Genomic DNA, 25,219 nt, shown 5'->3' on the forward strand with positions numbered 1-25,219 from the left:
ACTTTTTTGGAAATTAATATTAGGATTCATTTTTTCTTACTTATAAAAGGAGTTTTCCCGTTATATTCATTGGGAAAACTCCTTTTTTATCATACTATTGAATCATTTTAAGATAGTCTTCTAGAATGCGGTAATTATATACTAAGCCCTGTTGCTCAATGGACAAATTACTATAATCTTTTTGAGCTGCTAGCACTTTTTTCTCGAATGATGAGCTATCTGGATCAATATTGCCGATCGCTTGAACAACTTTGAGAACGGCAGCCACATCTTTTTCAGCCTGCTTTAAGACATCCTCATTAATGACCTGTCCTTTAATTTTAGAGTCCAATGCCTTATAGGCAGCAACGGCATTCGCCACATCTTCAATATACGTCGACGAGCTTGGAGACAGTCCCGCTATGATCTCCACAACCTTCTTCACATCAGCTAAACTTTTCTCTGCTTCGAGTAAAAGAGAATAATTGGAGATACGTTGTTTATCTGTCGTATTCAAACTATCATATTCTTTACGCGCCGCTTCCACCATGCCAAAGTAATATTTATCCTTTGGATTCAATTTAGCAATATTATTATAAACCTTGATAACATTATCTAGCGAAAGCAATAGCTGGTCGTTATAAACATAGCGACGTTGATCCGCATTAAGCTTATCATAGGCTTTTAAAATCTTTTGGTATTGGCTATTCATATCTTTTGCCGTTAGTAATCGATCGATATCTTCTACAATACTCATTACAGGCTTTATTAGCTTTTCCTGATCTTGTAGCACTTTATAATTTTGAACAGCCCGTTGCTGATCCTTTGGTAAAGCATTGTATGCAGCACGGATTTCTTGAATACGTTTCACATACTGCTTTGGATCAATGGACGGTAAGTCATTAATCATTTGCATAACATTTCCAGCACCTAAAATACTAGACTCAGCTGCTTGCAATAAGTAGTAGTTGGTCACGTATTGCTTCATATCGTCAGGTAGTGCATCGTAAAGTGAGCGTGCTCGTGATGTATCTTGAAGGAATGTGTTACTTGAAGATTTTAGTTTACTAATTAATTCCATCACACTAGAGACAGGCTCAAATTTTAAGAGAATATCAATATTATCGATGTATTTTTTTTGCTCCTTCGATAGTTTATCATACGCTTTACGTGCTGAGTTTACCTTACTAACAAAGCTTGTTGATTCTGGGTCTAATTCATTAATTTGAACCATCACACTTAAAATTGGTTTAACTGCTTTTTCACGAGTTGTTAAATCTTTAATATTCGTCACTAATTTCTTTTGGTTAGATGATAGCTTATCATATGCTACACGAGCATTCATCAGCTTCGTTAAGTAGTCTGCATCTTGCACTTCGGTTAAGTTAATTAGCTCGACTACACTCTGTGCTAACCCCTGTTCATTCTCTGCTGCTACCAGTGCATCATAGTTTACGATCGCTTGCTGCTTCTCTGCTGGCAAGGAATCATAAAGCTCGCGCGCTGTTTTCATATCTTGATAGAAAGTTTTACTCGTTGGTTTTAACGACGCAATAAGACCAATCAAGGAAGCAACATCCTCTACAGCAGTGAGATTAGCATAGTTTGTTACACGCTTTTGGGAAACTTGATCAAGTGCATTATAGGCTTTACGTGCATCAAGAACCCTTTTTGTATAATCCTTATTTGTTGGATTTAAGGCATCAATCATTTGAATCACCTTGATTACTGCCTTGTTATCCTTTTCATAGGAGCTTAACATTTTGGCTTGCTCCACTAGCTTCTGTGCGTTCTTATCCATTGCTTTATATTCTAATGTAAGTTCGGCTACCTTTTTGACAAATGTGTCAGGGCCTTCATTTGCTAAGGCTATAATACGGTCATCAAATGCTTTGGCCGTATTGATATAGCCTTGTGCGTTTGTTAGGTGTACATAATTGATGACCTCGTCTTGAAGTTTTGGCTCTATATTATTCAATGCGTCATAAGCACCCGTTGCCTTTTGCACATCATCTTTATAGGTCTTTTTTGAAGTATTTAAAGCATCAATTTGAACAATAACATCTATAACAGGTACTTTTTTACTCAAGCCCTTATAATTTAAAACAAACTCCTGATTAGCATTATCTAGTTTGGAGTAAGCCGTATAAGCTGATTTTACTTTAGAAATATAGCTTTTAGAGGAAGGATCCAATTTTTCAAATTGAGAGATGACATTAACAACTGATTTATAGGATTTCTCTAAATCTGTTAGCTCTTTAATATTCGTTACGCGCTTTTTAGCTGTTGGTGATAACGCATTATAGTTTGCTCGTGCGGTTAATATTTTTTCAATAGCTATATTTTTATCTAGCAGATCAATTTCCACTATAACTTCTTTTACCGCTTTTTCTTCATCAATTAAAGCATCTATTTTTACAATCAGCTGTGTTTTTAAATTATTAAGAGCTTCTTCATAGCCACTACCTTGTGCATCTAATTTATCTACTTGGTTTCTTATTGCGGCAAGCTGTGCGCTGTAATCTGCTGAAGGTTTTAATGTATGGATTGTTTTTGATAGATCAGCGTATTTTTGAAACAGTGTTAGTTTTGCAGCTCCTTGCACTAACGCTTTATCATTTTCATTTAACTTGTTAAAGGCAGTCCAGGCAGAGAGTGTCTTACTTTCAAAAGTTTTTTCAGCTGGATTTAAGCTATCAATTAACTTATCTACCTTTAACGCAGCACCTAAATTTTTCTCCCACGCTGTGAGATCTGCTAGATTATTGACGATTTTTTTTACATTGCTTGGATTGATTGTTATTCCAGTTGGAGCAGGTGGATTATCATAAGCTGCACGTGCTGCTTTAATGGCAGCTACTTTTTCACTGTCTGCTTTAGGCTCAATCAATTTTATAAGGGCTTCGATACTTTCAGCCACAGTAATATTGTCAATTGATGATTGTAATTCACTCGCATTTTTAACAAATTCTTTATTAATTGTTAGGCCGTTGTATTTTGTTTTTAGCTCATTAACTGCAATACGATAAGCGTCATCTTTGGATACACGTAATGTAGAAATGCTTTTCGAAATATTGGCCGCCTGACGATATTGTTCGATGCTCTTATATTCTGTTTCTACTAAATTTTTAGACGCTGCATCCAGATTATTGTAGGCTTTATCAATTGCTGCTACCGCATTAATTAAGCTTGATGCTGAAGTGAAATCTGCTGGCTGTTTGCCTTTTAGCTCGGCAATACTAGAAGTCACTTTTTCTAGAGCAGACAAACCTGCTAATGCATCCTTATACTTTTTAAAAGGTGTAACCTTATCATCATTTGGATTGTACGCTTCAATTACTTTCTTTTGCTCTGTTGTCAACCCATTATAATTCGCTGTAAAACTATTTATTTTAGGCAAAACAGCTGAGTAATCTGAGGATTTTTCCAATAACTCAACTAACAGAACTAATTCTGTAGCTACTCCTTCTGCTTTAGTCGCATCCACTTTTAACTTATTTAATTTGTCAACATCCATTCCCTTGCCTTTAAAGTAGGCATTGCGTTCTGCATCAGTATAGCCGTATTGTAAAGAAGTGCCGCGAATTGTACTGGCAATGTCTTTTGCATTATTCACTAGCGCCTCATTGACAGCTGCTTCAAATTCCTTTTGAACAGTTACATACGCTTTTAGATTATCCGTGCCAATATTTAAAAAGTTATCATATTTCTTATCGTATGCGGCTACCTCTGCAATAAATGTTTTACTTGTAAACGAGATTCCCGTCATTTCTTTTCCTAATTTTTGTAGCTCACTTAATAAGCTACGCTGCTCCTCCACATAGCGATACTTCGCTTCAATAAAAGCAACTTCGTGTTCATTAAAGCCTGCTGCACTTAAAACTTGAAGATCTCCTTTGGCAATGACCATGTCATCAGCCGATGAGTTCTCTGACAGCTTACCAAATTGAGCAATAAGCTGCTCTCTTGTCGTGGCAGCCGCTACCTCATTCGTATAGGCAACTTGCTCCGTATGTGTTGTGACGCGGGATTGTGCATCATTTTCCTGTGCGTTCGCTATAGCCGTAGGTGCCAATAAAAGACCCGTTATGACCCCTGCTGTCAATTTTCGATTCAATCGAACCACCCTTTCATCGTTTATGTATAGGAAAATGATTGTATTCATTTTCATTTAGAATTTATGACTTTAGTATCGGTGTAAATTGCTTGATTTCAAGCCATTCTAATATATTTACAAAATGAGACATATCAAAAGTAATTTTTCTAAATTACTAGCTAGAAAAACAGGAAGTTATTTCAATTATACTATACAATGGTGTTATATGAGGTTTTCACCAATCGACATATAATAAGAAAATATGTTTTTTCGAATTTATTGGAAAAAAACAGCTTTTTTCATATGTCATAATATCTTTACAAGGTGTATACTACAACTTTGATATCCTATTTTGGAAGAAAGGACGCTGTTTTATGTTTTACCATTATAAGTTCTGGCATAGCTTAAAAAATCCTACATACTTTACTAGCATCGTAGAGGAAGGCAAGGTCATCGGATATAAAAAACGAGTACTAACGGTGTTCATTCTTTTCATCCTGTTGTTTGCTGTTCGCGAATATTGGGGAATGGGGACAGAAAATTTAACATCCTTATTCGCAATGGATTTACAAAATGAATACTATGTAGCACGTATCCTTTCGATGCTTGGTGCCGTTTTATGGGCAATCGTCTATTTTTGCTTCCACTATTATGGTGTTACCTATCTATTACATCTATTAACGGACATTCCTTATACTTGGATAAAAAAAGTCCAGCTTTATGTTGTAGCCTTTCTATTAATTGAAAAAGCAATCCTCTTTGCTGTTTTCTATGCAGTAGGCTATACAACCATGTTTTCTTTCTTCTCCTTAGCTCCTGCTGCCCTACAGGTGATTGAAACAGATTTCGTGTTATTTACCCTCAATCAATTGACGGTAACAACAGTTTTAATCATTATTGTACAGTATCTCTTCTTATCAAAATGGGAGGAAGAAGCTAGTAGAAAAATGTTAGTAGTCAAATTGATTGGAGTACAGCTATTTATGGCCATATTTGTTGGTTTGATTAGTGTACTACCAATTAAAGAATGGATTGCTAGGGGGTTAGGATGATGGCATTTCTCAAAACAAGACCATGGACAACTACGACCATCGTGTTAGCAATGCTAGTAATCGGCATAAATGCTTATTTTGTCTTTAAAGATAATAGCAACGTGACACGATCCTACTTTATCGATGAATTTCAAAAAGCTTATATCGGCACGAATACAGAGCGTCTTCATAAGGAAACGATTGTTGCACCTGCTGAGACGTACACGATTACTGCTGATGCAACTAACTTATCAGCTGTGAATGTAAAGCGTGGCCAAGAAGTGATGATGAATGATGTACTTGCTACCTATAAAACAGATGAGGTGGATGAGGCGTTAACAAAGCTTGAATCTGAACGCACTGCCTATGAAACAGAATTACAATATTTACAGGATGCACTTGATCAAATTGAGGATGAATATGGAGACGATTCAAATCCAAAAAGCTCCATTAATACGGATCAAATCAATGACAAGCTATCTGTAACGCTAAAATTAGAGCTTGCTCAACAAAATTCAGCATCTACAGCAGTTGCCCTGTTAAATCGACATATTGCTGAAACAAATCGTCAAATTGCGTTACTTGAAGCCCAAATTACACAAATTCAATCTCGTCAGGGTATTATCAGCCCTATTGATGGTGTGGTGGCAGCGATTAAGGAAGAAGCTGGTGCGCTAACTTTTGAAATCTATTCGAATGAAAAAGCAATGTATGCCTATTTATCAGAAAAGGAATGGCAAAAGGTGGAGGAAGGACAAACTGTAGATTTCAAGGTGAAACATGTCAAGGATGATCTATCTGGCATCGTATTAGAAAAACAAACGATTGCTACTGACGATCAGACAGTTTGGGCAAATGAGCTAGCTAAAACGGCTGCCTTGCCACAACCAACTAATTATGAAGTGACCTTACAGCAGGATGCCCCACTTGAGGACATTCCATTTTCAACAACTGGCAAAGCCTCTATTATTGTTAACGAAGCATTCGATTCTTATAAAGTCGATAAATCGTGGCTAGCTACAGCTAAAAAAGGGAACAAAAAATTGTATATCATCAATCAGGACGGTAAAATACAGCTAATTGATGTCAATGTGCAATTTAAAACGGCTAAGTCAGCTATCTTTATGGATTATCTTGATGAAGGTACGCCAATGCTCTCGAATGAGAAACGTAATCTCGAAGCCTATACCTTCAGAACATTACCTGTTGAGAAAATACATTGGAGCCATTTTAAAGAGCTAACTTGGAAGCAATATGTGAAATATATCGTTTTCTAATCTAAAACCGCCTCGTCCTTTTATGGACAAGGCGGTTTTTTTGTTAGAAAAGAAGATAACACTAAAAAAACATTTAGCAAAGCGAGCGATGGGTTGTTTTCCGTTCCGCCAACGTCCTTTCCAGGGGGCGTCTTATGAGCCGCTTCACTCACTTACGTTCGCTCCAGGGTCTCATCTATGACGCTCAATCCCCTAGGAGTGACGCTGACTCCACTCCAATCAACCTCTCTAAAACTGTGTCTTTTCCTTTTCTTTCATACTAACAGTAGTGAAAAATGTGGAAAAATGTTGAGTGACAGCACTCCTCAATAAAATGATTAGTGAAAACCTTTATAAAAAGTTGTGGGTTGTTGTGCTTTTCGCTAGCCCACAGGTAAGCAAGCAACGGATATCCACTTCACCTTTCACAAAAATTCTGTTAATTGTTTTGTTTTTCAAGACAACATAAAGAATCCTCTGTAGCTGTTACAGAGGATTTGTCTTCTTTATTTTAATGATAAACATCTATTTAAGAAGCTTGCAAATTGAGCACGTGTAATTTGTGCATCTGGTCTAAATGTGTTATCTGGGAAGCCGCCAGTTAAATCATTTGCGACAAGTGCTTGGATATGGCTGTATGCCCAATGTGTTGATTTCACATCTGAGAAGCTTACTTTGCTTGTACCTGTTAATTTATAGGCCCTTGTTAAAATGGCAGACATTTCAGCACGTGAAAGCTGTCCGTTTGGATTAAACTTCCCTGCCTCTTGCCCTTTAATAATGCCAGCCTGCTCAACTGCGGCAATGGCACTGTATGCATAATGGCTCTTACTCACATCTTTAAAGCTGGAATCCTTCGTTGTAGTTAGATTTAAAGCTCTAGCGATGATCGTAGCTGCCTCAGCACGTGTAATGGATGCCTCAGGTTTGAACGTTCCATTTGAGTATCCTTTAATAAGAGATTGATCGTATAAGCTTTGGATTTCGGAAAATGCCCAATGCCCTTTTGTTACATCTGTATAAACTAATTCCACATGATTGTCTTTATATACTGCTTGTAATTGATCGAAATACAGCTGACCTTTCTTTTGAAGAGAAGCTGTTGGCTGAGCAACATACAAACGTTCGAATTTTAGTGGCTGTGGTAGATCACTTGGAATATCTGCCGTCACGTACTTCCAACCACTCCAGTCTAAACCGCCCTGACTTGTGAAATCAATTGTATGCTTAGCTCCAGCACCATCAATCACAACGCCTCTTAGCCAATGCTTACCAGCATCGCCAAATACCCAAAGACCGATATTTTTAGGCTGCCCTGAAATAGCAATTGGTGTTTTCGCAACCATATAGGCTGCTTTTGTGCCTGTGCCTGCTGTTGTAAAATCATAGTTTAATTGTAAGCTAGCAGTTCCCTGTCTAGCATACTCTTTAGAGCTTGCTAATGAAGCATTGGCTTTCGCTGTTTCTGTTGTCCAAGAAGAAGTATTATCAAAGCTATCTAGTACAATTGGTTTCTCTGCTAGATCTACTACTTTCACAGCCGCAGACGTACGAATTCCTTCATACTCCCCAATAATTTTCCCTTCACCCTTTTGTGTTGCTGTGAAGGTTGCACCGTCCATTTTGCCGATATTTCCTTCAACTGTCCAGTTCATATTTGCTGGGTTGATGGTCATTGGATTCAAGTATTGATCATAAGCCCTTGCAACTTGCATATCTACAGAAGATCCTTTCATTACTTGACCAACACTACTTAACGTAATTGATTTTACTTTCCCTGGTGGCGCTGTATTCACTACCTGTAAAATGGCAGATACACGACGTTCACTACCTTCTGACGGTCTATTCACTAGATTAGCGAAATAACCTCCTGGATTACGCACCACCATTGCTGTAGAGCCGCCCCCATCTAGGTTAATAGCCGAAGAAGCACCCACTGAAATTAAATGAGCAGCTAAATCCGATAAATTAACACCATTACTATGACCACTTATGCGACCATCAATCGTCACAAGAGATACCTTTGTACCTGTAGCATCTATAGCTACTGCTGTACGCGGACTACGTGTAGAAGCAAACCCTGAATTCGTTGGCATAGAAATATCCACTTTGCCGTTACGCACAAGCATTGGTCCAGCAGCTAAAATGAACTGTGCATCCATCCATTTTTGATCGATCGATAAGCTGACATCCACGCTTGTACCTGCTGTAATGCTACTTAATTCAGCGGCTAACTCTTTATTTTGTACAGAGATAACAAAACCATCTGCTGGTACAGAAGAGTTACCTTCTGCTCCATAGGCTGTTACATGAGATACTGTACCTGAGAACTGATCACCAAAATGCAGGGTGCTTGTATCTTGGCTAGCGCCTGACACAACAAGTTCTACACCCCATGTATTTGTCCCTGTTGATCTTTTTTCTGGTGTATATAAAACGTTTTTATTTGTTCCTCGTTCACTATTAATAAGATCAATAGGATAGCTTTTGCCATTCACTTGGAAAGTTAGATTCGTAGAATAATAATCTGCAATCGCTTTCCCTGATTTCGATAAACCAAATGCAACTGGCTTTTGTGTTGGGCTATCATATGTATCTCCCAAAATACCATAGTTCACAATTTCATTGTTTTCTGCTAACAAGTTCGCAGGCATACCATTTCCTAAAAAGTAAGAGGCATTGACAGCCCCTACAACACGATGCCCATCAACTGTGTTTTGCTTAGCCATCGCTGATGTTGTTTTTAATGAATTAATAGGATTTGGCATACCAATTTCTAGTTTTGTATATGTATTATTTAAATTAACATCTAAAACATTTACAAACTGACGTATTGAACCTGACGTATAGTTTTGCTGTGAATGTATTACCTGTGGTGAAACCTCTGTTTTAACTTCACTGACTTTATTGCCTAAACCAGCAGCTTGTCCATTGACGGGGCTAACTGTTAGTGTAAGCATGAAAAGGACTACAATAATCGTTATTAGTTTTCTTGCCATTTTTCACTCCGAATTAATTCAAAGTATGGCACGTACCAAGTCACATGGCCCGTGCCAGTGACTTTTTTATTTTGTTTCTACATAGATTGCTACTGGAAGGTTGACACCACCAGCATGCATTAGCTCTAATTCAATCGTGTCTTTCGAGCCCTTCATCTTAAAATCTGGTAATTCAACATACTCTGCCCCGACTCTTAAAGAAGGCACTAAATACACTTTGCCATTCACCTTAATCGCTCCGCTGTATAAACCTCCTCGACCAGCCAACTTCAGCTTAATCGTTTTTGTAGAGCCTGTTGGATTGACAACAGGAATAGATACTTTATAGTTCATACCGAAGTGACCTGGGTTCCCAACCGCTCCATTGATTTGAGAAAGTGAATTTTCAGCCGTTTGAAGATGGTCTGTACGGCCATTGGAAATGTTATAGCCTACTTCAGGCGAATCTACAGTATAGGCTGGTAGCTCTGCTAGAATTGAAGCACTTGGCCACGCACCTCTTGGGTGTTTCGCATACTCATCAACCGCAACCTGGTCCGAATGGATGGTTGTTAAATCCGTATTATCCTTTGAAAGCACTGTACGTATTGTATATTCTGGCTTTCCACCATTGACTGCTTGAATATCTAAATCATGTAAAAAACCAATAATATAATCATAGTGTAGGTCATATGTTTCAATTAGCTTCGTTTCACCTGGTGCGATAACAATGCCACTACTCTCTGATTTTTTTAGTTTATTATTTAATTCAGCATCAGCAATTGTTAAACCAATATCATGACCTACCCAGCTATTACCTGTTTTTTGGTTAATGCCTTTCGAATCAGTCACTTTAATGCTCTCTGTCATAGACTTGTTTTGAACAGTAATACCAATATTGACATCTGTTCCTAGCGTGTTATAGTGCCAGCCAAAGACACGGTGCTTGTTCATTGCTTTCGTTGGCTTCACGTCGTATTGTGCAAGTGTTACATTATTTATTGGTACAAGCTTGCGTGTTAATGTTTCTGGATTATCACTAATAAATAGATCACGATCCCCTTCTAAACGAGCAGAAGGAATAACCTCTGGCGATGACGTAGTGCCGTATGATTTTTCAAGGAAAGAGCTTGTATACATATAACGATATACATAAATATACATTTCTTTTTTTTCTGTGATATAACGCAAATTCCCGCCTAATGCATCCACAAGAAACTTAGCAGGAACATACATTTTGCCTTTTTGTATAAATGGCTTTTCGATCATTGTCACTGCCTCATTGTTAATCAAAGCCTGATTGCTGTTATCATTGAAAATAAAACTCATACCACCAATTAGCAATTCAAAGGAACCATCAGGTTGCCAAGTGCCAGATGAATCATCTAAATAATCATAAATATAGCTAGCAGGTAGATATGTTCTTCCATCCTTTGTAACAATCGGATCTTTCATGACAATACGTTTGTTATTGATATGTAAGATATATGGGTCTTCCTGTGGTGGTGCTGTTGTTTCATCTGATAATGTAATATCTACCGATTGAGTAGTCTCATCCCAATTAACAACACCATCAAAGTTTTCGCTGACGAAACGTAATGGCATGTAGGTACGATCCTTATACATAAATGGCGCAACATCCATTGCAACCTCTTGACCATCTACTAAAGCCGTATTCGAATCGATCGTTAAATCAACCATCTTACCATTGCGAATCGCTGATGCCGTCAACGTTTCCTTATCCCAATCCACACTTGCACCAACCGCTTCATACAATGCACGCATTGGTAATAATAAGAAATCCGATTTATTTAAAATAGGATCATTGACTTGAATCGTCTCTCCATTAATCGTAATCGAAACATTGTTTTTTATCTGAATTCCATTGTTACTAGTAGCTGATGCAGACGCTTGTCCTGGCAAAATCGTAGCCAACGCAACTGCTGATACAATACATGTAGTCTTTAGTTTTCTAAACATCTCAATCTCCTTTTTTCCTCTTAAAATCGTCTCTACCATCTTAACATGAACAAAGCCCAAAATGTGGGATTTTTATCGAATAAAGTAGAATTCGGTACTAGAGTGCTAGCCTTTCTCCTTCAAAAGCTTCATATGGAACAAATGATATTCTAAAATACCATGATTATTTTCTATTAAACTTATTTTGGTTGCTTTCACACTATTAGTACATCCCTTTAAAGTAGACTTGTCATAGCCGCAAAAAGTTACATAATTATTAATTTCCTTTTAAGAAATTGAACAATTGCGACGTATTGCAGTGTTTGAAATACCATCTACTCAAACGAATGTAAACTACAAGCTTGTACCATAAAAAAATAAGAGCTTCGTGACGCATTTGGCCACGAAACTCTTATTTTCTTCTCTCTTAATTCATTCATTTTTGATAGTTAAATTGTAAATGGATGCCTTTATCTAACGTTTGATTATTTGCGTTTTTCAATTTGGAATTGATGACAAGCGTGTAGGGGATACCTTCTATATAATTGTTTGTTGGCGTCACCGTAATTTTTTTGCCATCTATTCGAACAGAAATATCTATTGGGTCGCCAAACATATCAAGTAATACAATGTGCTTTAAGTTTTCAGGTGTGTTTAACACTTCTTGGCTTAACTGAATTGTCCAAGGCTTCTTTACATCATTCACCTTCGGTACAGATATCCAAGCTGTTGTATCATTAAAGGTAAGTGACTCCATTTTTTGATACTTCTCTTGTATGAGCTTAATGCGCTGCTGTACTCCATCTGAAAGTCGGGATTCCTCAGATTGCGAGAGATCACCAAATAATGAAAATAATTGCTCTGCCTTCATTTTAAAATCTTTGCTGAGAAATACGATTTGATTCGTCAATTCTGTAACTTGGTTAATTTTCGTATCATCAATAGGATTCTCTTGTAGACTTTCACGATAGATTTCAACATTGTTATTATAAGCTACTAAATCGCTATCCTCACGTGTTATCTTTGTCACTCGTTTGTTTGCAAGCATCGTACTATTTAAGCCATTAGCCTTCATTTTATAGAGATATCCACCATTTGAATAGTTACTAAAATATAACCAATCATTTGCATAAAACAAATGTTGTACACGGGTATCAGATACCTTCTTTTCTTGTAAATTCATATTCCCTAAATCGATCTTATATAATTTTTGGTTGTCAGCGCCATTTGGATAATATAAAACTTTATTAATTTGTATTGGGCTTTCTACATTTCTCATTGCCACAAAACGCTCACTTGTTGCACTTGGATAGCCTAAATCATCAATTTGATGGTCTTGGAAAATAGCATTATCCGAGATTAAAAAGTATTTATAGCTAACATAATCAGACATATCTCCCGCACTTGCGGAGAATACTGGATCATTCCAAGTTGTATCTAGATGATACCATTGACCATCTACCTTTACGATATTCCATGCATGTGCCTCACCAGCCCAGCCAGTAACATAGCGTACTTCCATTCCAGCCTCTTGCAATAAACGATAGGCTAGTAGTGCGTATGCCTGACATACCCCTTTCCCTTCATTAAGAATGGCATAGGCTGCATGCGGTGTTGTCGATGAATTATAGGAGTATGTTGAATTTAATACAATATAATCATTGATAGCCTTTACTTTTTCAAAATCAGACATTGATGGATTAATTTCTTTTTGTACAATCCGTCTCACCTCTGACTGAATAAAGGCCTCCTGCTCTGCTGTCGTATGATAGTTGAAATTTATACTAATGACAACATTATTAGCAGTACCCTTATAGCCATATTTCCAACTTGCAACTGTTCCATTTAAATAATCATTGTTGCGTAGGTTGTTTTTTATGATGCCATTAATTTGTTCCATAATGATTGAGCTATCGCCTGTGTATTGGATAGACACATTTGTCTGAAATTGATTCATTCCACTCTCAATAAGTGCGCTAAGTTCCTGAACTGTCGAAGCTGTTAAAGTCGGTACACTTTCAGCTAATACTTGTATATCGCTATAAGCATTCACGCCATTCATGTCGGGGTTCGCGATTACTTCACTTTCTTCATTAACCCAATCCTGATTTTCCGCAAGACTCTCTATTGGATGAACAACTGATACTGCTACAATTGGGACAGTCATAAAGGCAGACAATGCTAATTTTCGTTTGTTCAATGGAAATACCCTCCTTAATAACGATTGCGACTAATGGAATAAGAAGATATGGTCATAATGAATCGTATCGTCTTTCAAACTCTTTTAATATATTTATTATCGGTAAATATATTAAATTATTTTAGTGATTTGGAATTATTATCTATCCAATAAATCTTTATTACCTATGAAAAATAATATCATTCATTACCTATTTAATAGACAACTTTACATTTATTTATATTTCAAAAAACTATTTAATAATCAAGATAATAGTATATAATTTAGGTATATTTACCAAAAATATATTAAGCAACTTCTTTCTTCTACAAACAATTATAAGCTTATATTTTTTGGTTATTATTACACATTAAAATAGGAGTGTTTCATTATGTATTTTAATAGGAAATTGCTTTTTGTATTGCTTGTTTATGTTCTATCTTTTGCTTTTTTAACAGAAAAAAATGCCTTTGCGGAAGAAGAGTTACTACATTTTAATGAGTATGGTGTAATGGAAGGCGCCAATTTAAAAGAAACTAGAACTATTTTAAATAATACACAATGGGAATCTTTTGACAGTAAAAAGAATGTGCCTTTAGATAAAGTGTGGACCGTAACATTTAATGATACTGTTAGCTTTGATAAAATTGATGCTGTAGTAATTGAAAGAAATAATGAATTTATTCCAGTGACAATTACTAAGACAGCTCAAAAGACTCTTAAAGTGGCACCAACTTATGGTTTCCATGGCAATACCCAATACCAACTTAAAATAATTTTAGCTAATGGTTTTAAATACAAAATGGACTTCACAACTTCTAATACAGCTCGATCAGCTGATTTAGAACCGAATAATACATATATTACTGCTTCATCATTACCTTTGAATGAAACTGTTTCGGGTACCCTCTCCCCTGCAGATAGAGAGGATTACTATAAAATTGAATTACCTGCTGATGGAGAGATAACAATAAATGTTGTAAATGAATTAGGTACATCATCATCAATTTATTTATATGGTTCTAAAGGCAGTGATGATTATTCTATCAAAAGTAATTCGGGAGTAACAGCCAATCTGAAAGCAGGTTTACAAGAAGGTACCTATTATATAAGAATTAACAATAACAGTAGCGCCAATTATAAACTTACTGCAGTGTTTTTAGAAAATACGTATGAAAATGATAATGGGGCTTCAACCTATATACAAGCCAGCGAAATAGATTTAAATTCTAAGATGTATGGTCATGTAGGTTATTCACGTTCTTCCGATTATAGAAATAACAATGACTATTTTAAACTAGTCATTCCTGAAGATGGCCGTTTAGACATAAACGCTGTACAGCTAAACGGAAATTATCTTAATTTATACATTTATGGTGCCCGTGGAAATGACCAAAGTGATATTTCTTATCAATATGGTAAAATCACAGCACAAATGAGTGTAGGGCTGTCAGCAGGTACTTACTATATTCGCATTAATGATTCTGGAAACTATGGAGCCTATGAATTAACAAATAATTTCACTCCAGATTCTATACCTAATGATAATGCTTCTAGTAACTATATTTTAGCAAATTCAATCCCTTTAAATAGTAGCTTGCATGGTCATCTAGGTTATCATTACGATAACTTAACTAAGAACACAGATGACTTTTATAAACTTGAAATTCTCGAACCTGGTACAATTGACATTTCAGCTCTTGGTTTAAATGGTAATAAAATTAATTTATATCTTTACGATTCAAATGGCACTGACGGTTGGTCTTTAAAAGATTCCTATAATAAAACTGAAGCTAAATTAACGTATAATGTAACACCAGGGAAATATTATATTCGTCTAAACTACTCTAATTCTTATGGACCATACGAATTAACAACAAATTTTTATAAACAACCATAGTCAATTAAAAAAACTAGCTGCGCGAGTGAAGTGTCAGCTAGTTTTTTATTGCTTTACTCTTTCATCAATTGGCATCTCAAGTCTTTTGAGACTACCGTAAAAATTTTAAATTTTATTCATATTGGGAATTAACAGACTTTATCTGGTATAGAAAGTAATTAATCCCTATCACATTTTTAATCTAGCTCAACAGTTGTGATTTCTTTACCATCACGGATAACTGTAATAGCTATCCCCAAATTTGAATATTGATTCTTCATTTGTTGCGCATATTTTTCTGCAAGGCGTTTACCCTCATCATCTTTTACATCTTTCCCTACAACAAGTTCTCCACCAGCAAGACCTAACTTCTCCATTATAAATATTTGGTGCTGTATAACACCTTTTTCATTTTCAATTTGCTTTTCAAGATTGTTATTTTTTGTAGTTTCTAGCTGCTCTAGAAATCCTTCAGCTTCTTTTTGTTGCTCCTTTTGAGATACAGGTGATTCACTTTCTATTTTTTTTGCATTATCCTTATTACCTATCTCTTGAACTATATCCTCTTCAACTTGTGTTTTGTCATTTGTACAACCCGATACTAGAAGTATTACCAAAATTAAGGCACTAATAAATTTCAATTTCAAACTTCCTTTCTTTTATTGTATAACTCAATTAAATAACCAGTTGAGGATTTCCTCCTCAACTGGCCACAAACTTTTTAATCAATTGAAAGAACTTTAAATTCTGAAGTCTGTCCTCCACCAATTATCCCTAGATACTCAGCTACAGAAATTTTTGAATTTTCTAATTGCTCATTATTCATAGTGAAAATATTCTTAGTTTCAACAAGTTGTTTACCTAAAGATAGATAAGCCCCATTCGTCATTAGCAATTTCGCTTTATCAGCAGTTTTCATTTTTTTAAAATCAGATATTTTAGTATGAAATTTACCATCAACATAAATTCCTATATCGAGGGTATCACTTGCAGCAGAAGCAGTATTATTAATAGGTAAAATAATAGAAGTTAGCATAAAAATCCCCAAAAATAATACAACTATGTTTTTCTTCATATGTATCCTCCTTCTAATCCATTTCTTACTTATACTGTATATTCTAAACGATATATAATCTCTCTACAAGAGTATTAATGGGAAAAAAATGAAATAACGATAAATCTTTCATATAATATTTTGAGCTTTTGATGAGGAAGTTAATTTGAGTTTTTATATTAACACTTAAATTATTTATATTATAAAAGTTTTATAACCAAAATCTCATTCAAATAAATCTTTTTCCTTTATTTAATATCCAAATTTTACACATTGACTTCTTGTTAAGCAGGAATTATACTAAATAAATAATTGTAAATACATCATTTTAACCATAAATAAATATAATTTAGTTTAATTTTATTCAAATTAGTTTTTAAGTCCTATAAATTATGTATGTTTTATCAAAATAACGATACCTTTATACTGTTCTTTGGCAATTTAAATGAATGTAATATGAGTCGGACCTTTTCAATTATTAAAATATTAAATGTAGTAATGGTTATAAGTAATAAAAAACCTTACATGAGTAGTATCTCATGTAAGGTTGAGTATCAATATAATGATTTGGTATTCACCAATTACTTCTTTTGGGGAAATAAGTAATTGAACTTATCACTGACTGGGTTCCTTCGCTCCTGCTAGTTTTATCCTTCTTTTATGTTACCATACAAGTTCAAACGGCTAGCGATCGACACTACTATGAACCCGCTGCCATCTATTTGATGTCGTCGGTTCTATCGACCTCTTCCAAATAGACTTCAAACGTTCCATCATGCTGTTCCCTTGTTTTAATGACCTTAGGCTCCCACTATACAGTATGCACATCATCTGTTTAACAGTTCCGAATTGTCCAGATGACCTAATTTGCTATTTAAAGCAATAGAATGCTAGATGAACTCCTAGCTATTTCGCATCAAGCATCGAAACATACTACCTACATGGATTCGTCTACCTAGCCATAGTCAATTTTTAAGGAGCCCCGCCCACAGACTTTCACTGGGTACGACTTCACCTGACTTCATCCCTTTGTGTGGATAGACACACGCATTGGATGCAGGAGGATTAGGCTTATGAGAAGCTGGAACTGTTTCTCATACATCAGAACTTCCCTGATGAATACAGGCACGATAGTTAGAAACAACTTTGTAATTCATAATCATAAAATGACAAAGGCTGTTTCCACTCATTTCACTAGTGAACTAGCTTATAGAGTAACGTTTCGTTTAGTTTTATTAAGGAGTAAGTGTGATTGTATCTGAAGCATTACCAATTGTAATTGTAATTACAACTTGATCGTCTACATCTTCTTCAACAGAAGCTTCAGAAATTCCACTTATTGCTGCTTTTACTGCTGATAATGTAGTTGCTTCATCAGTATCCCATGCTAAAGAACTTAAAGATGCTTTAATTGTTGCAACTTCTTCAGTATCTGAATCGATATCATCGATTACAGTTTTTGCATCCGCAAGAGCAGTTGCTACATCACCAGTAGTTGTTGCTGCATCGATTGCAACTTTACCAGCAGCAATTGCATTTGTTAAAGCTTGTTCATTTGTTGTGTAATCAGCTGCATTTACATATGCATCTAACGCAGCTTTTGCTTGTGTTTGAGCATCTATTAATGCTAATTGAGTATCTGTTTTGATCCCATCGATAACAGTTTTTGCATTCGCAAGAGCAGTTGCTACATCACCAGTAGTTGTTGCTGCATCAATTGCAACTTTACCAGCAGCAATTGCATCTGTTAAAGCTTGTTCATTTGTTGTGTAATCAGTTACATCTACATATGCATCTAACGCAGCTTTTGCTTGTGTTTGAGCATCTGCTAATGAAGAAGCATTTCCAGCATCTGCAACTGCTTTATCAGTTACAGTTACATCGATTAAGAAGTCTGTTCCATCTACAGTTGTACGAACTTGAGTATCACCTTTACCTACTGCAGTAATTGTTAACTTGTTACCATTTTTAGATACTTTCGCGACAGATTCTTTAAATGCTAACACATCTGATAAAGTTGTTAAATCTGAACCATATTGGTCTTTACCAGTGAATGTTAATGTAATTGCACCGTTTGCTTCGCCATCTTTATTATCACCGTCTAGAGCAATTTGGATACCTTCTTTAGTTGTATCAGCATCTACTGTTTTTGATTCTTTTACTGCTAAAGTACTTGGTACTAATTTTGCTGTTTCAGCAGATAATGTTAAGTCTACAGAAACTTTTTTACCGTATAAGTCAGCTGTAACTGTTACTACAGTATCGTTTTCTACTGCTTTTAATACTTTAAATTCTCCTGAAGATGCATCGTATGCTAAAACAGAAGCATTTGACGTTGTCCACGTAACTTTAGTAGGATCAATCGCTACTCTGTTACCAGAAGCATCTTTACCCGTTACAGCAAATTTATTAAATTTATCAGTATTTTCATCTGCATCAATTTTGTATTTATAAGTACCATCTTCATTAAATGAAGTACCCTCAAATGCAATTGATGATACTACATCAACAGCTTCTGCAACAGTTGCGTTGATTGTAGCTTTTACATCAGCACCTGATTTAACTTGTAAAGAAGTGTTACCAATTGCAGTACCTTGAACTGTGAATTTGTAACCAATTACTTTATCATTCGTATCTTTTACTTCTGTAGCATTTGCACCTGATGCTGTTAAAACTGTAATTTTTTCTGAACCAGTAGAAGCATCAACAATTGTTAAGTTTGTTAATTCAGATGCACTCGCAGTATATGCAGCACCATATTGGTCAACAGTGTTTACAGTTATAGTTGTTTCACCATTTAAACCAATTGTTAATGAAGCTGGACTTACAGTTACTTTGTCAAGTTTACGAGCTTCTTTTACAGTTACTTTTAATTCATCTTGAATTGACACAGTACCTGCTGGAGCTGGGTTCACTTGTACTTTAACTGAAGTTACTTCTTGCTTAGCGATTGCTTTTGCAAATTTCACTGCTACTGCTTCTGCTTTATTTTCAGCTACTACAGTCCAGTTACCTTTAGCATCTTTAGCAACATATTCTAAAGAAACATTAGTTACTGCTTGTGATAGTGATAATTCGCCTTCTCCAGCACCAATTTTAGGAAGAATTACATCACCTTTATTGTCTTTTACAGTAATTGTACGGTAAACGTCTTTGTCACCAGAAACAATATCATAGATATCTGCACCTAAGTTAACTGATGCGATAGCTGTTTCTTCAGCTTTTACTGCTACATCCGTTACTGCTGCTGTGTTTTTAACAACTAAACGTACTGTATAAGTACCTTCTGTATTAGCAACAAACTTAGCTTTTGCATTTTTTGTTGTTGCATCATATTCATAAGTAACAGTTACTGGTGTACCTTGAGCAACTGCTCCGTCTTTATAAACGACAGCTTCTACATCTGTAGCTAAATCTAATTCAGATACAATGTTTTCACCATGTTTGTTTTTGATTACTAAATCAGCAGTTACTGGTGTACCTACTTTTAATGTAGATAAACTGATTGCATTAATAGAAACAGCTGTGCTATTTAATTGAGTTTCAAATGCCACTGGAGCTGCTTTCACAGCTTTTGTATCTTCAAATGAAGCTCCTACATAAGGTACTACTGTGTAAGCTGCCGCTTCTGTTGTAGTTGCTACTAAGTAGATTGTACCTTCTGCATAACCATTTGTATCATTTTTAGCTGCTACTACTGCTTTTACTGAAGCCTTAGTAGTTTCAGCACCTTTGCTATCAAGTACACGGAATTTTAAATCTGTTGCTGCAAAAGCTGCACCAGTATTTTGCTCAATTTTACCTAGAACTACTTCTTCATTGTTATTACCAGTATTATTTTTAGAAGTAAATGTTAAAGTTTTCAACTCTTGAGCACCAGCTGTAATAGTGTAAGAAGATTTTGCACCATTTGCAATATTGTATGCTTCTACTACTATTGTTCCTGGAGATTTGATTTTGAATGTTGGAGTTTGTCCAATTTCTAAATCTAGCGTAGTTAAATCACTACCAAGTTCTTCTCCTACAGTACCTGTATGAACAGCTGTAGTTTCAAGTAAGTTTTTACCCTCTTTAACTACCCAACGTACTTCTTTATCATTACCCGGAGCAGACACCGCTGGGTTAGAAGCATGATCTAATACATTTGCAGATAATGTAACTACATCTGTAGCTGCAAACTTAGTTACTGTAGCACCATTTGCATCGATTGCTTTAATAGATTCAATTGAGTTTGGAGCTAACGGGTTAAAGCCATCTTCTACTTTTTCTACTGTGTAAGTAAATGTAGCTGTACCTAATACTTTATCTTCTGAATCAATGTTAGAGACTTTCAGTACTAACACATCACCAGCTTTAACTGTTTTAGCTAATGTTACTTTACCAGCAGTATCTACTGTTAAATCTGTATTAATTGGCATACCATTTAAAGTACTACCATCGAAATCTAATGTTGTTGGTACATCAATTGCTTCACCATATTGATCTTGAGCTTTGATGTTTAAAATTGTTTCTGTAGCACCTTGAGAACTTGCATACACTTTAGTTGTTACAGCTGTAAATGTTTTAGCATAAGCAGTTCCAATTTCAGCTACAAAAGTTGTCTTATCAAATTTTGTCCAATCAGCAGTTACTGTGTATTCAGTTGCATCTACTAATTTTGATTCTTCAGTTAACTCAAATACTGCTGTTGAACCAGCCAAGCTTGATGATGCATAAGTTGCAGTTAAAGTTGTTTCGCCAGCTTTTAAAGTAATAGTTTTACCTTCTAAATCTTCGTCCGTTACTTCAACACCTTCAGCAAATGTTACAGAAACTGTTGTTTCAGTAATCGCGCTTACTGCTGATACTGTAACTGTTTCTTCTGGTGTTACTGGTTTAATACCATCTTCAGTAATAACAACTTTGTTATCCTCTTGATATTTTTCCACACTTACTTTTGAATTTTCAAGATCATCATTTGTACCAGTTAGAATTACTTCTGTCGGAATTACATCTGTCCCAACGACTAAAACTGCTCCTGGCTTTTGTAATAAAGCTGCTTTTTTAGCTGTTGTTAATTTTTTGAAATCAGCAATTGACGTATAACCCTCAGTAGTATAAATACCTGGTTTAACTTGTTGAGCTGTTGGCTCTGCTGCTGCTGCTGTAGCTACAGGTGTAATTGCAGATAATGCAATAACTGCTGCCGCAGATAATTGTAGACCTTTTTTCATAATAATCCTCCTAAAAGTTATATATCTATATACTTATACTTCATATAAATTTATAGGGGATAAGTATATACTTATCCCCTATAAAATTATTTTATTAAGTGGAATCGATGTTAAATAATTATTTAACTTTAGCTTCGATTGCTTTCGCAGTTCCTACTTCTTTACCATCAACTACTAAAGTTACAGCTTTAACTGTGTTAGCAAAAGTTGATGCAGGTGTAGTATAAGCAAATTTACCATCTTTAACTTCAACAGTAACTGTTGCAGGTGTTACAGTTTCATCTTCAAAACTGATTTTTAACTCTACTTTTTTAGTAGTGTCAGCTTCAGCTACTGTACCAGCTACTTCATATGAAGTGAAAAGGCCTAAAAGAGCTGCTGTATCATTTGGAGCAAAGCCTACTGCAGAAGTAACTTCTGTTTTAACTTCAGCTACTGGAGCTTTTACTAGAGCTGCACGAGCATCGTTTAAAGCTTTTGCTGCTACAGCTTTGTCAGTATCAGCTGCTGTAGGAGCTACAGCTTTTGCTGCTACTAATGCATCAGCATATACTTTCCAAGATTCTGCAGTGTATTCTGCTTGTTTTAAGTTAGCGTTTTCTGCATCTTTGATCGCTTTAGCTAATGCTTCTGCACCAGGTAATACGATAGGAGCAGCTGTATCGACTGGTTTGTTACCAGTAGTAGCAATGCTATAGATGTAGAAAGTTGTAACGCCATCTTTTACTTCATAAGTTACTTGAACAGTACCAGTTGCATTTGCTAAAGCTTTAATGAAGTCATCAGCAGTTGCGATTGGTGTGTTGTTAAGACCACGGTAGTAAACTTTCTCACCAACATAAGATACTGATTCTTTACCAGCAAATTTAAGTGTTTGTTTGATAGAGTCATAAGAATCTACAACACCAGTGTAAAGTGCAGGAACAACTGTTGAGTTTGTGAATGATACAGATGCAGTTTGAGTTGGTAGAATGTTGCTTGCACCTGTTACGTTTACGCTTACTGTATCAGCAGCGTCAGTTGTAACGCGTACAATTGCTTTACCAGTTGCATCAGATTTCACTTGGTAAGTTTTTGTGTTACCTAAGTTTTGTGAAGCGTTTAATACTTTACCAGAAGCATCTTTTACAGTTGCATTACCGAATGTAGAAGTTACATCAAATGCTAATGCATATTCGTAAACAGTGTTACCTGGGTTAGTAATAACTTCTTGTACCCATACGATTGTGCCATCTGGTTGTGTAACTGGTTTCCAAACGATTTGAGTTGTTTGACCAGTTGAGTTGTAACCATTTGGACGGTAGTCGAATCCGTTTTGATCTACAGATTGGTAAGTGAATACTGCATCTTTACCAGCAGTAGTAGATGTAATTGTACGGCCATACTCATCAGTAACTTTTAATGTTGCATTTGTTACTTCTGGAGCTTTGAAGTAAGTTACTTCAGCTACAGCTTGAACGTCAGCTTTGTCAAGCTCTACAGGAGCAGTTTTACCAGCTGTGTTTAAGAATACTGTTGGTTTTGCGAAAGCAGTAGAACCTTTACCAGTTAAGTGGAATTGAGCTTTACCTTCTTTACCTACAGTTACTTTGTAAACTGTACCAGCTGTTACTTTAACAAAGTTTTCTTTAGCTGTTGAGAAGTAAACTGCATCAGTAGTGATAGAAGAAAGGTTTTCTTTATCAAATGTTACATAAGCAGCTGTACCTTCTGGAGCTAATTTACCGTCTTTGTCAGTTACAGTAACAGTATAGTTACGTCCACCAACAGAGTTTTGGTCATAAGCTACTGGTGTATTTAAGAATTCTGCAGAATCTGCTTTACCTTCAGCAGCAACAGTAATCGCTAATTTATCGATTTTTGAGAATTTAACTGCTGGTGCTTCAGCTTGTAATGCAAGTTTAGAGTAAGAGAAATCAGTTGCAGTTTTGTTTACTGATGATGGTAAGTAAACGATTGGTGTTGCAGTTAAGTCAGAACCGTAAACAGTAAATGTTGCTTCACCGTTAGCGTTTGTTTGAACTTTTGCAAATTTCTCAGAACCAGTTGTTAATTCGTAAGGAATTACAAAGTTGTTTGAGTTTGCATGATCTTGTACATAAAGGTTTGTGATTTTATCTGGGTTTACATCAATGTTTTCTTTAACTGCTACATAGTAAGTTGTGTTTTTAGCGCCAACTACTTTGTATGATTTTTTAGTATTGTTAGCTAATTCATTACCAGTTGTGATTTCAGAAACTGCTAATTGAATTTTGTTAGCCCAGTATACTTTACCAGTAGAAGAAACTGAAGATTTGCTAGTAGCGTAAGCTGCTACGTTATCGTTGTGCTCGTAGTAACGAGTGTAAGAGTAAGTAGCTACACCATTTTCATCAGTTAAAGCTTCAACTTCGATTTTAGCGTTAACGTTAGCGTTATCGCTTACGATGTTGAATGTTACTGGGATACCAGCTTTAGATTGACCGTCAGCTACAGTAACTTGAGCTTTAAGAGTTACTTCTTTACCAATAACTCCTTGTACTGATGCAGTTGTTACATCGATTTTCGTAGGGATTACAGCTGCAATACCTTTGAATTTACCGATTTCTTCATCTTTGTAAGATAAAACGTAGTCTTTATCAGCAGTTTGAGCTTCAGTAGTTAAAACAACAACTTTTTTGTTTGTTTGTTTAACAGAAGCGTTTTTAACTTCTAAACCATCAATTTTGAAGTTTGAAGCTTTTACGTCATCAACATTCACTTCTTCGTCGAATGTTACTTCAACAGTTGTGTTGTTGATAGCTTTGATTGAAGCGTCAACTGTTTCAACAGCTAGATCAAGCGTACGAGCGAATACTACTGCGAAGTCTTGACGAGTGATTGATGCGTTAGGGTTAAGGTTTAATTTACCGTTTGTTTCAGAACCAGTGAAGATTCCGTTAGCTACAGCTGTTTCTAGGTAAGATTTAGCCCATGGTTTTACTGAAGAAGCATCAGCGAATTGGCTTAGGCTTTCGCTACCTTCTAAACCGAAAGCGTCAACTAGGATTTTAGCTGCTTCTGAACGAGTTAATGATTTGTTAGGTGCGAATTCAGTTGCACTAACACCTTCAAAAATTCCGTTTGATACAGCTGCTGCGATTGCATCGTAGTACCAAGCGCCAGTTTTAACGTCTTTGAAATCTACAGATCCATCAGCTTCTAATTCTAATGCTTTTGTGAAGATTGTTGCAGCTTCTGCACGAGAAATAGTTTTTAGTGGGTTGAAGTTTCCGTTAGCATCACCTTCGATTACGCCGTTGTCAACTAGTGATTGAACCGCTTCTTTCGCGTAACCTGAGATTTTGTTGTAGTCATTTAATTGAGCAGCAGATGCTACAGGAACGATTGCTGATGCAACTAATGCAGCTGTTGCTGATGCCGCGAAAAACTTACGGCCTTTGTTTTGCTTTGCCATTAATGTATTCCTCCCTAAAATTCCTTAAATTGATATTAATCCAACGAAAACTATAGTACCGCCTTATTAGTTACCTAAATGTATGTATTATAGCTTTCTTGAATAATACAAAACTAAAGCAAATTTGTTAGTAAATTTACTAGAAAAAGAGTAGTAGAA

General features: G+C 35.8%; 11 protein-coding genes. 3 read left to right on the top strand and 8 right to left on the bottom strand.

Going from position 1 to position 25,219, the window contains the following annotated elements:
• Nucleotides 1–94 precede the first annotated feature (94 nt).
• A complete protein-coding gene (locus QH639_RS24715) occupies nt 95–4,105 on the bottom strand; it encodes a cell wall-binding protein (RefSeq protein WP_281115387.1) in 4,011 nt (1,336 codons plus the stop codon).
• Between the two features lie 344 nt (nt 4,106–4,449).
• Between QH639_RS24715 and QH639_RS24720 the strand changes: the two genes are divergently transcribed.
• Together QH639_RS24720 and QH639_RS24725 are read left to right on the top strand one after the other, a co-directional pair.
• Nucleotides 4,450–5,127: a hypothetical protein gene (locus QH639_RS24720; protein ID WP_281115389.1), complete on the top strand. Its 678-nt coding sequence runs from the start codon at nt 4,450–4,452 to the stop codon at nt 5,125–5,127.
• A complete protein-coding gene (locus QH639_RS24725) occupies nt 5,124–6,383 on the top strand; it encodes an HlyD family secretion protein (RefSeq protein ID WP_281115390.1) in 1,260 nt (419 codons plus the stop codon). Before QH639_RS24720 ends, QH639_RS24725 begins: the two co-directional genes overlap by 4 nt.
• A 485-nt stretch (nt 6,384–6,868) precedes the next feature.
• On the opposite strand, the gene QH639_RS24730 is transcribed toward QH639_RS24725, so the two are convergent.
• The 3 genes from QH639_RS24730 to QH639_RS24740 form a co-directional block, all read right to left on the bottom strand.
• A complete protein-coding gene (locus tag QH639_RS24730) occupies nt 6,869–9,361 on the bottom strand; it encodes an S-layer homology domain-containing protein (protein ID WP_281115391.1) in 2,493 nt (830 codons plus the stop codon).
• A gap of 66 nt (nt 9,362–9,427) precedes the next feature.
• Nucleotides 9,428–11,320 (bottom strand): stalk domain-containing protein, encoded by a 1,893-nt coding sequence (locus tag QH639_RS24735; RefSeq protein WP_131520816.1) that lies wholly within the window; start codon nt 11,318–11,320, stop codon nt 9,428–9,430.
• A 415-nt stretch (nt 11,321–11,735) separates the two neighbouring features.
• Nucleotides 11,736–13,499 (bottom strand): transglutaminase domain-containing protein, encoded by a 1,764-nt coding sequence (locus QH639_RS24740; RefSeq protein WP_281115392.1) that lies wholly within the window; start codon nt 13,497–13,499, stop codon nt 11,736–11,738.
• A 370-nt stretch (nt 13,500–13,869) separates the two neighbouring features.
• On the opposite strand from QH639_RS24740, the gene QH639_RS24745 reads away from it, so the two are divergent.
• Nucleotides 13,870–15,378: a PPC domain-containing protein gene (locus tag QH639_RS24745; protein WP_281115393.1), complete on the top strand. Its 1,509-nt coding sequence runs from the start codon at nt 13,870–13,872 to the stop codon at nt 15,376–15,378.
• 176 nt (nt 15,379–15,554) lie between these two features.
• On the opposite strand, the gene QH639_RS24750 is transcribed toward QH639_RS24745, so the two are convergent.
• The 4 genes from QH639_RS24750 to QH639_RS24765 form a co-directional block, all read right to left on the bottom strand.
• Complete coding sequence (locus QH639_RS24750) at nt 15,555–15,998, bottom strand: putative periplasmic lipoprotein (RefSeq protein WP_281115394.1); 444 nt, start codon at nt 15,996–15,998, stop codon at nt 15,555–15,557.
• Between the two features lie 80 nt (nt 15,999–16,078).
• A complete protein-coding gene (locus tag QH639_RS24755) occupies nt 16,079–16,432 on the bottom strand; it encodes a hypothetical protein (RefSeq protein ID WP_281115395.1) in 354 nt (117 codons plus the stop codon).
• A 1,214-nt stretch (nt 16,433–17,646) separates the two neighbouring features.
• Entirely contained in the window at nt 17,647–21,624 is a 3,978-nt protein-coding gene (locus tag QH639_RS24760; protein ID WP_281115396.1) for a hypothetical protein, read from the bottom strand.
• Nucleotides 21,625–21,742: 118 nt separating this feature from the next.
• Nucleotides 21,743–25,060, bottom strand: coding sequence for an S-layer homology domain-containing protein (locus tag QH639_RS24765; RefSeq protein ID WP_281115397.1), 3,318 nt, complete (start codon nt 25,058–25,060; stop codon nt 21,743–21,745).
• Nucleotides 25,061–25,219 lie beyond the last annotated feature (159 nt).

It is taken from the genome of Lysinibacillus sp. 1 U-2021, from assembly GCF_029916965.1.
Classification (GTDB): domain Bacteria; phylum Bacillota; class Bacilli; order Bacillales_A; family Planococcaceae; genus Lysinibacillus; species Lysinibacillus capsici.

Excerpts from the sequence above, each read along its gene's own strand:
- QH639_RS24720 (WP_281115389.1), top strand. The coding sequence starts at position 4,450 with ATGTTTTACCATTATAAGTTCTGGCATAGCTTAAAAAATCCTACATAC.
- QH639_RS24760 (WP_281115396.1), bottom strand. The coding sequence starts at position 21,624 with ATGAAAAAAGGTCTACAATTATCTGCGGCAGCAGTTATTGCATTATCT.
- QH639_RS24765 (WP_281115397.1), bottom strand. The coding sequence starts at position 25,060 with ATGGCAAAGCAAAACAAAGGCCGTAAGTTTTTCGCGGCATCAGCAACA.
- QH639_RS24735 (WP_131520816.1), bottom strand. The coding sequence starts at position 11,320 with ATGTTTAGAAAACTAAAGACTACATGTATTGTATCAGCAGTTGCGTTG.
- QH639_RS24755 (WP_281115395.1), bottom strand. The coding sequence starts at position 16,432 with ATGAAGAAAAACATAGTTGTATTATTTTTGGGGATTTTTATGCTAACT.
- QH639_RS24730 (WP_281115391.1), bottom strand. The coding sequence starts at position 9,361 with ATGGCAAGAAAACTAATAACGATTATTGTAGTCCTTTTCATGCTTACA.
- QH639_RS24725 (WP_281115390.1), top strand. The coding sequence starts at position 5,124 with ATGATGGCATTTCTCAAAACAAGACCATGGACAACTACGACCATCGTG.
- QH639_RS24745 (WP_281115393.1), top strand. The coding sequence starts at position 13,870 with ATGTATTTTAATAGGAAATTGCTTTTTGTATTGCTTGTTTATGTTCTA.